Annotated in this window: 7 protein-coding genes; all 7 read right to left on the bottom strand. The window is 65.3% G+C overall.

The genetic code is table 11. The annotated features are described in order from the left end of the window. The coding region (locus tag AC3WKX_RS33690) for a GNAT family N-acetyltransferase (protein WP_146014674.1) at positions 1 to 310 on the bottom strand (310 nt) is incomplete at its 3' end. After that, a complete protein-coding gene (locus AC3WKX_RS33685; RefSeq protein WP_102368603.1) occupies positions 307 to 1,749 on the bottom strand; it encodes an MFS transporter in 1,443 nt (480 codons plus the stop codon). The genes AC3WKX_RS33685 and AC3WKX_RS33690, both read right to left, overlap by 4 nt. Then, positions 1,746 to 2,954, bottom strand: coding sequence for an acyl-CoA dehydrogenase family protein (locus AC3WKX_RS33680; RefSeq protein ID WP_008431174.1), 1,209 nt, complete (start codon positions 2,952 to 2,954; stop codon positions 1,746 to 1,748). Before AC3WKX_RS33680 ends, AC3WKX_RS33685 begins: the two co-directional genes overlap by 4 nt. A 20-nt stretch (positions 2,955 to 2,974) precedes the next feature. Then, a complete protein-coding gene (locus AC3WKX_RS33675) occupies positions 2,975 to 4,690 on the bottom strand; it encodes a dipeptide ABC transporter ATP-binding protein (protein ID WP_102606488.1) in 1,716 nt (571 codons plus the stop codon). Beyond that, the gene (locus AC3WKX_RS33670; protein ID WP_003219852.1) at positions 4,687 to 5,550 is read right to left on the bottom strand and encodes an ABC transporter permease; all 864 of its coding nucleotides are present in this window, start codon (positions 5,548 to 5,550) and stop codon (positions 4,687 to 4,689) included. The genes AC3WKX_RS33675 and AC3WKX_RS33670 overlap by 4 nt, the downstream gene beginning before the upstream one ends. Further along, positions 5,547 to 6,527 carry an ABC transporter permease gene (locus tag AC3WKX_RS33665; protein WP_003219850.1) on the bottom strand — a complete coding sequence of 327 codons (981 nt, stop codon included), beginning with the start codon at positions 6,525 to 6,527 and terminating at the stop codon, positions 5,547 to 5,549. The genes AC3WKX_RS33670 and AC3WKX_RS33665 overlap by 4 nt, the downstream gene beginning before the upstream one ends. Further along, positions 6,524 to 8,185, bottom strand: a complete 1,662-nt coding sequence (locus AC3WKX_RS33660) for an ABC transporter substrate-binding protein (RefSeq protein ID WP_102606487.1) — start codon at positions 8,183 to 8,185, stop codon at positions 6,524 to 6,526. Before AC3WKX_RS33660 ends, AC3WKX_RS33665 begins: the two co-directional genes overlap by 4 nt. Positions 8,186 to 8,458: the final 273 nt, after the last annotated feature.

The following is an 8,458-nucleotide window of genomic DNA, read 5'->3' as shown; positions in this document are numbered from 1 at the left end:
CCCCCGTTCCCCAATGCTCGGCCAGCACATACACCGCCTGCACTTCACCGGTTACGCCTGGATCAGCATCCTCATCACGACTCGAGCTGACAACAATCCAGCCCACCACACGCCCCTCGACCTGCGCGACAAACACAGCTTCGCTCCCCTGCTCAATCGACTGCCGCCAAAAGGCTTCACGCCGAGGCTGCGTCGCCTCCAGCGAAGCCAGGTAATCCGCCGGCATCAGTTCACGATAAGCCTGCTGCCAACTGCGAATATGCACCGAGGCAATGTCACCTGCGTCCTCGATACGTGCTGCACGAATCATCCAATTCCCTCTGCGCGTTTTGCATAAATCGCCGAGCCCGCCTGGGGCGACAGCCTGCGATAAACCAGCCCCGACAAGGCACACAGCAATCCGGCACCCGCCATGATCCAGGCGATATCACTCTGCTCGACCGTGGCATGCCCGCGTACGGCCATGATCAAGCCGAGCAGCCCCGCCGCGATGCCCACCGATAAACTCAACGTCAACTGAATGGTCATCGCCGACAGGCTGCTGGCGCGGCTGGATTGTTCCGGTGGCACGTCGGCATAGGTCAACGCCCCCAGGGTGCTGAATTGCAGCGAACGAATGATCCCGCTGCCAAATAACACCAGTATTACAATCCAGTAAGGCGTTGATACCTCGAACAGGCTGCACGCCAGGATGGTTGCACCGGTGAGCACCGCATTGCCGATCAAGGTGCGCCGGAAACCGAAGCGGCTGACAATCCGCACCGCCAGCATTTTCATCAGCAACGCACCCACGCCACCGGCCACGCTCAGCAGCCCCGCCTGCAACGGGTTAAGCCCGAAACACAGCTGGAACAGCAACACCAGCAAAAACGGCTGTGACGCGCTGCCGATGCGCATAAGGTTGCCGCCCCAGAAGCTCACCGCGAAGGTCGGGATTTTCAACAATGAAAAATCGATCAACGGGTACGCCGTCCGCCGTGCATGCAGGACATACAGCCAGGCACTCAACAGCCCGCCGCCAATCAGCAGCAACGCCCACTGGCGCGGCAACAGGCCGTGGCCCAGCACCTCGAAACCGAACACCAGTCCGCCCAATGCCACACCGCTGAGCAACAAGCCGGGAACGTCCAATGGCTGGCCGGGCGTCCCGGAATAGTCCGGGATATAGCGCAGCACCAGGATCACCCCAAGCACGCCGATCGGCAGGTTGATCAGGAAGATCCAATGCCACGACAGCACCGTCACCAACAGCCCGCCCAACGGTGGGCCCAGCAGCGGCCCAACCAGCGCCGCCACCGTCAGGTACGACATGGCACGCAGCAGGTTTTCCCGCGCCGACCAGCGCAGCAGGATCACCTGCCCCACCGGCACCATCATCGCCCCCGAGGCACCCTGGGCCAAACGCGCCAGGGACAGTTGCAACAACGAGCCCGAGCAGGCACAGGCCACCGACGCGAGGGTGAACAGCACGATGGCGCTGATAAACACCCGACGCGGCCCGAACCGGTCGGCCGCCCAGCCGCTGACCGGCACGAACAGCGCCACCGCCAGCAGGTACAGCGACACCACCAGGTTCATGCGCACGCTGGGCTCGCCGAAATCCTGGGCCATCTGCGGCAGCGCCGTGAGCACCGCCGTGGCGTCGATCAATTCCATGAACAGCGCACAGCCGATGATCATTGGCACCCGGCGCGCGTGCCCGGAGCCCACCTCGCCCAAGGGGTGTGAAAGGTCGAGGGCTTTGTTCAAAACAGCCCCGATGTCGGAGGCGGCGTGCCCTTGAGTTGCCAGGCGCCCACGGCTGCGGCTTTCCAGTGCCGGGGATTGTGGTTGGCCACGGTGCGCGCGTTGCGCCAGTGCCGGTCCAGGTTATGCGCACGGCCGGTGGTGGAAGCGCCACCCACGTCGAACACCAGCTCGGCGGCCTTGAGCGCCGACTCCGCCGCGATGTATTGCGCCTGGGCCACGTCCACTGCCGCCTGGTCGACGGCCACCGCATCAAGATCCGCAGCCCAGGCGCGGTCAATGGAGTCCGCCGCGTGCAACACCACCGCTTCGGCGGTAAAGGCCCGGGCCGAGACGTCGCCCACGCTCAGTTCCACGTACGGGTCATCCACCGAGCGCGTGGCGCTGCTGTGCTTGATCGGCCGCGCATGCTCCTTGGCAAAGGTCACCGCATCATTCAGGGCATTACGCGCAATACCGGCCTGCACCGCCGCGAGGAACACTTGCAGGAACGGCGTGACAATCGTGCGCTTGCCTTCCTCGACGGTGCGGGTGCGGATCTCGCTGGCCAACACCTGCACATCATGCAGATGGGTGGTGCCACTGGCGGTCAGGCGCTGGCCCATGGCGTCGAAATCATCCAGCAACTCCAGGCCCTGGCGGTCACGCGGCAGGATGAACGACACGGGCTGGTCATTCTCGTCCAGGGCGACGGCGCTGACCCAATCGGCATACAACGAACCGGTGCTGTAGTACTTGCTGCCGCAAGCGCGAAAGTGCTCGCCGTCACGCACGATGCGCGCACTGATCGAACCGTTGGCACCGCCGACTTCCCAGCCGGCATTGCCGATCACGGCGCCTTGCAGGTAGCGCCCGAACCAACGCTCGCGCTCCTCCTCCGCCCCCTCGGCGCGGGACGCCAGCAGGCCTTCGACAAACCCGAAACCGGGGCGCAGCGCCTGGGCCACGTTGGAGTCGGCCGAGGCGATGCGAATCAGCAAGGCAATCACGTCCTTGACCGAACCACCGGCGCCGCCAAACCGCTTGGGAATCCGCACGGTAAACAACCCGGCCTGGGCGATCTGCGCCACGGCCTCATACGGCAGTTGGCGGTCACGCTCACGTTGCGCAGCGCCGGCGGCAATCTGCGGCAGGATGCGGTCGGCGCGGGCGTTCAGTTCGGCCACCGTTACAACCGGCGGCGTGGGTACAGCAGACAACTTGCTCATGGCACTTCCTTGATTCAGGTCTAGATGGCGATTTTCCACAGGCGCGATTCATCAAACAGCCAGCCGGGGTTTTCCGGCTCCAGGGCCGGCACCACCAACTGCTTGCCGCTGCCTGGCAGGCGTGGCACCGCGCCCAGCAGGCGCCGGGTGTATTCGTGCTGGGGCGATTCAAACAACGTCTCGACGCTGGCGCTTTCCACCACCTGGCCGTGGCGCATCACCAACACTTCGTCGCTGACGTGGCGAATCACCCCCAGGTCGTGGGAGATAAACAGGTAGGCCAGGCCCAGCGAGGCTTGCAGGTCGGCCAGCAGATCCAGGACCTGGGCCTGCACCGACACGTCCAGCGCCGACACCGGCTCGTCGCAGATAATCACTTTGGGGTTGCTGGCAATCGCCCGGGCAATCGCCACGCGCTGGCGCTGCCCACCCGACAGTTGCAACGGTCGGCGCTCGGCCAATTGCGGCGCCAGGCGTACCTGGTCGAGCAACTGTGTCACGCGGGCCGCCTGTTGCTCGGCATCGATACCGGCAACGTCCAGCGCATCACTGAGGATCTGCCCCACCGTCCAGCGCGGGTCGAACGAACTCAGCGGGTCCTGATAAATCACGCTGATATCCCGGCGATGCACACGGCGGGTCTTTTCCTCGACCCGCTCGGTACCTGCCGCGGCCCATGGCTGGTCGAGAAAACGCACCTCACCGGCATCCGGTTGCAGCAAGCCGAGGGCGATGCGTGCCACGGTGGTTTTGCCGGAGCCGGATTCACCGACGATGCCCAGGGTGCGACCGGCGCGCAGCTCGAAGCTGACGTTATCCACCACCTGGCGCGACTGTTGATCGGGGCCGACATACCGCTTGCCCAGCCCGGAGGCCTTGAGCAACACCGGCGAATCCGCGCCGGGCCGTGGTTGCGCCACAGCGTTGCTGCGCTCCGGCGACAAGCGTGTGCCCCGGGCATGTTCGGCGGGCACCGCATCCAGCAGCGAGCGGGTGTAGGCGTGGCGGGGGTTGAGCAGCACCTGATCCATCGGCCCCTGCTCCACCACTTCGCCGTGGCGCAGCACCAGCACCTCATCGGCCAATTGCGCGACCACTGCCAGGTCATGGCTGATGATCAGCAGCGAATCGCCACGGGCCTTGATCTGCTGCAATACCTGCAGGATCTGCGCCTGCACCGTGGCATCCAGCGCCGTGGTCGGTTCATCGGCAATCACCAGGCCGGGGTTCAATGCGAGTGCGCTGGCAATCAGCGCACGCTGGCGCAGGCCGCCGGAGAGTTGATCAGGACGCTGGCGCGCACGCAGTTGCGGTTCGGGTACGCCCACCAGGTCCAGCAGTTCGATGACGCGTTCGCCACGGCTGCGACGGTCGCCCCAACGATGGGTCTCCAGCACTTCGAGAATTTCCTTGCCCACCGGCCGCAACGGGTCGAGGGACACCAGTGCATCCTGCAACACGAAGCCGATGCCATTGCCACGCAAACGACGCCAGCCGCGTTCCGACAGGCTGAGCAAATCCACACCGTCATAGCTCAAGGTGCGCGCCGTAACCTTCGCGCCCGCACCCGCCAGGCCGATCAGGCTGCGGGCGGTGACGCTTTTACCGGAGCCGGATTCGCCCACCAGCGCCAGGGTCTTGCCAGGCTCCAGGGTGAAAGACAGATTGCGCACCACCGACTGCCCGGCAAACTCGATGGACAGCCCTTCAACGATCAAGCGTTTCTGGTCGCTCATGAAAGACGGCCCTCCAGGCGTTGTTGCAGGTAACGGCCAGTGACCGTGGTCGACAGCGTGGTCAATACGATGAACAGCCCGGGGAAGAACGTCAGCCACCAGGCGTTGGCGATGAAGTCGCGGCCCATGGACAACATGGTCCCCCACTCCGGTGCCGGCGGACGGGCGCCCAGGCCGAGAAAACTCAGGGCCGAGGCCCAGACAATCGCCTGGCCCACGCCCATGGTCAGGGTCACGATCAGCGGGCGCATGGCGTTCGGCAGCAACTGGCGCAGGATGATCCGCAGCGGCGGATGCCCGAGGGCCCGGGCGGCTTCGATATAGCCCGCGTTGCGCACCGCCAGCACCTGGCCACGGACCATCCGCGCATAACCCGGTGCACTGCCCAGCCCGGTGGCGACGATCAGCGGGCCGATGCCGCTGCCGAAAATCGCCACGAACAACAGCGCCAGGATCAGGCTCGGAAACGCAAACAGCACTTCCAGCAACCAACCCACGCCGCGGTCCACCCGCGCGCCGCCCAGCCCGCCCAACAGGCCAAGCACAATGGCGATTGTCATCGCAATCGCCGTGGCTGCCAGGCCGATGAACAACGACTGGCGGGTGCCATGGATCACCCGCGAAAAAATATCCCGCCCCGACTGATCGGTGCCGAACCAGTGGGCCAGGCTCGGCGAATGAAACGCATCGCGGGGCACGATGGCCAGCGGGTCGCTGTAGGCGAACAACTGCGGCACCAGCGCCGCGACGATCACCAGCAACAGAAAGGTAATCGCCAACAGCGGGCCGAGGCGCAGCGTGCGAGTGGTGCGCTGAATCCGCAGCGCGGGCAGCGGTGTTTCCAGGGTCAGGCCACTCATGCTGGAAGCTCCTGTTGGCGAGGGTCGACCCACAGGTACAGCAGGTCGACCAGAATATTGGCGAGCACGTAACCGGCGGCGACCACCAGGCTGATGCCGATGGTCAGCGGCAGGTCCTGGGCCTGCACCGCCTGGTACAACTGGCGGCCGAGGCCCTTGCGGGAAAAAATCACTTCGATCACCACGGCACCGCTGATCAGCGCGCCGATGGCCCAGCCCGACAGCGAGATGCCCGGCAACACGGCGTGGCGCAACGCGTGTTTGAAGCGCACGTTGAAGTCACTCAGGCCACGGGTGCGGGCGGTCAGGATGAAGGGTTGGTCGAGGGTCAAATCCAGGGATTCACGGGTGACCTGCGCGATAAACCCGGCCAGCGGAATCGCCAGGGCGAACGACGGCAACACCAGGGTGCGCCAGCCATCACTGCCTGCCGGCGGGAACAGCCGCAGGCCGAACGCAAACACCGCCAGCAGCAGAATCCCCAGCCAGAAGTGCGGCAGCGCGGCGGCCAGGGTTTCCGCGAGCGAGGCCAGGCTGGCCACCCAGCGGCGGCGCCCGGCGGTCAGCACCGTCAGCGCCAGCACCAGGACCCAGGCCAGGGCGAGCGAGGTCAGGGTCAGCTCCAGGGTCGGCCAGGATTGCTCGGCGAGCACTCGGGTCACCGGCAGGTGCTGGGAATAGGAAACCCCCAGGTCACCCTGCACCAGTCGCCCAAGGTACAACGCGTATTGCACCGCCAATGGTTTGTCGAGGCCGTACTCGCGGGTGGCTTCGGCGATGGTCTCGGGGGTGGGGTTGCCGCTCGGGCCGCCGAGGATCGCCTGCACCGGATCGCCGGGCATCAGGCGCAAGGCAAAGAACGTCAGCGTGGCCACCGCCCAGAGCACCAGCACGCCGCCGGCAAGGCGCCACAGCGCACGTTTGCCGAGCCGGGCCAGGCGCTCGCGCCGTGGGTTGGCAAGTGATGTGTCGCTCATTTGTTCACCCATGCGTCATAGAGATAAGTCACCGCCAGCGACGGCTCCAGCCGCACGCCCTGGGTGGTCTTGTAGATACCCAGCCGCGTGCTTTGCGGGTAGGTGGTCAATTGCAGGTACTGGCTGGAAGCGATTCTCTGCGCCTGGTAATACAGCGCCCGGCGCTGCTCGCTGTCCTGGGTGGTGAGGGCTTGCCGGATCAGCGTGTCGAACGCCGGGTCACTGAAGCCTGCGGTGTTCTGGTGGTAACCACCGACACCCGCCGGGCTGATGAACTCACTGCCGAAGATGATCCGCAGCACGTCGGCGGTGTTGGTGTTCCAGTAGCCGAGGCGAATGTCGTAGTCCCAGTCGGCCTGGCGTTTGGTGGCCTGCACGTCACTCATCTGGTCGACGATCAGCTCGAAGCCGACCTGCCGGGTGGTGGCCTGCACCTGTTCCCACAAGGTGTATTCCGACGGTGGCGTGCGGTTGCCCATCACCACGTGAACTTGCAGGCGCTTGCCGTCCTTGGTGCGGTAGCCCTCGCTGTCGCGCTGGGTCCAACCGGATTGGTCGAGTAACTGCGCAGCCCGGGCCGGGTCGTAATCCTGGGCGTGCTGGAACTCCGGGCTGTAAAAGCGCGTGGCAGGGCTCAGCGGCCCGCCGGCGCGGGGGAATTCGTTGAAGTACACGCTCTTCAACGCGCCCTCGATGTCGGAGCTGCGCACGAAGGCTTCGCGCACTCGCACGTCATCGAACGCCGCACGGGTAATGTTCAGCGTGCCGTTGGTGGGGTTGCCGGGGCGTTGGGCGATCACCAGGGTCAGGTCCGGGTTGCGTCGAGCGGCCTCGTGGGATTCGGGCGGCAACGCTTCGATCACGTCGACCTCGCCAGCCTGCAACGAGGCGAAGCGCACGGAAGGTTCCTGGATGAACTTCCAGACGATCCGGTCGAGCCAGGCCGGGCCCTGGTGCTTGGCGGTGGGTGGCGCCCAGTTGTAGTCGGGGTTGCGCACCAGCTCGACCTGGCTTTGCCGGTCCCAGCGCACGACCTTGAACGGGCCGCTGCCGACCGGGCTTTCGCAGTTCACATCGCGCGAGCGCAGCAATGCCGTGGGGGACTCGATGCCGAGGAAGCCTTGGGCGAGGACTTCAAGAAAGGCCGCGTACGGCGTAGCCAGGTGCACCACTGCGGTGTATTCGTCGAGCACGTCGGTGCTGCGGTATTGGCGGATGTAGCCGCCTGCGGTGCTGGATTGGGTCTTGGGGTTGGCCATGTGGTCGAGGTTGGCCTTGACCGCTGCGGCGTTGAACGGGGTGCCGTCGGTGAAGTGCACGTCGTTGCGCAGGTGGAAGGTGTAGGTCAGGCCGTCGGGGGAGACTTCCCAGGTCTTGGCGAGCCAGGGGCCGATGCGGCCGTCGGCGTCCATCGAGACCAGCGAGTCGAGGTACTGCTGGGCGACGAACACCTGGGGCATGTCGCCGGCCACGTGGGGGTCGAGGCAGGTGGGTTCGCGGTCGGTGGCGTACACGAGGGTGCCGCCCTTTACCGGCTGGTCACTGCGTGTGACGGTGGAGCTGCCTTGGCCACAGCCCAGGAGCAGGCCGCAGAGTGTGGCGGTGCCGATAAGGAGCAACGGGCTGGATCGTCGCGGGTAAGGGGCGGGTTCTTGCATGATGGGTCAGGCCTAAAGTCCGGGAACTGGGTCATTGCACAAGGCATGCCGGGTTTTTGGGGCTGTAAACAGGGGGGATTGGAGGGTTGGGGGATTGCTGAAAACGACAATGTGTGTGGGAAGTGTTGGTCAGGCAACAGCTCGGCCTTGGGGGGCGTGAGGTTTGAGTACATATCCGTTGCTGCGGTAACGGCGGCTATTGGTTCCGCTCTTACAGCGGCTCACTTTTGAACAGCGCAAAAGTAAGCAAAACGCTCTTGCCCCACCACTCGG

The sequence above is a fragment of the Pseudomonas sp. GP01-A4 genome (assembly GCF_058780865.1).
The sequence above is the reverse complement of the archived record's forward strand: the minus strand, read 5'-3'. Positions and strand labels throughout refer to the sequence as shown.

Coding starts and splice junctions, on each gene's coding strand:
- AC3WKX_RS33670 (WP_003219852.1), bottom strand. CDS start 5,550: ATGAGTGGCCTGACCCTGGAAACACCGCTGCCCGCGCTGCGGATTCAG.
- AC3WKX_RS33680 (WP_008431174.1), bottom strand. CDS start 2,954: ATGAGCAAGTTGTCTGCTGTACCCACGCCGCCGGTTGTAACGGTGGCC.
- AC3WKX_RS33665 (WP_003219850.1), bottom strand. CDS start 6,527: ATGAGCGACACATCACTTGCCAACCCACGGCGCGAGCGCCTGGCCCGG.
- AC3WKX_RS33675 (WP_102606488.1), bottom strand. CDS start 4,690: ATGAGCGACCAGAAACGCTTGATCGTTGAAGGGCTGTCCATCGAGTTT.
- AC3WKX_RS33660 (WP_102606487.1), bottom strand. CDS start 8,185: ATGCAAGAACCCGCCCCTTACCCGCGACGATCCAGCCCGTTGCTCCTT.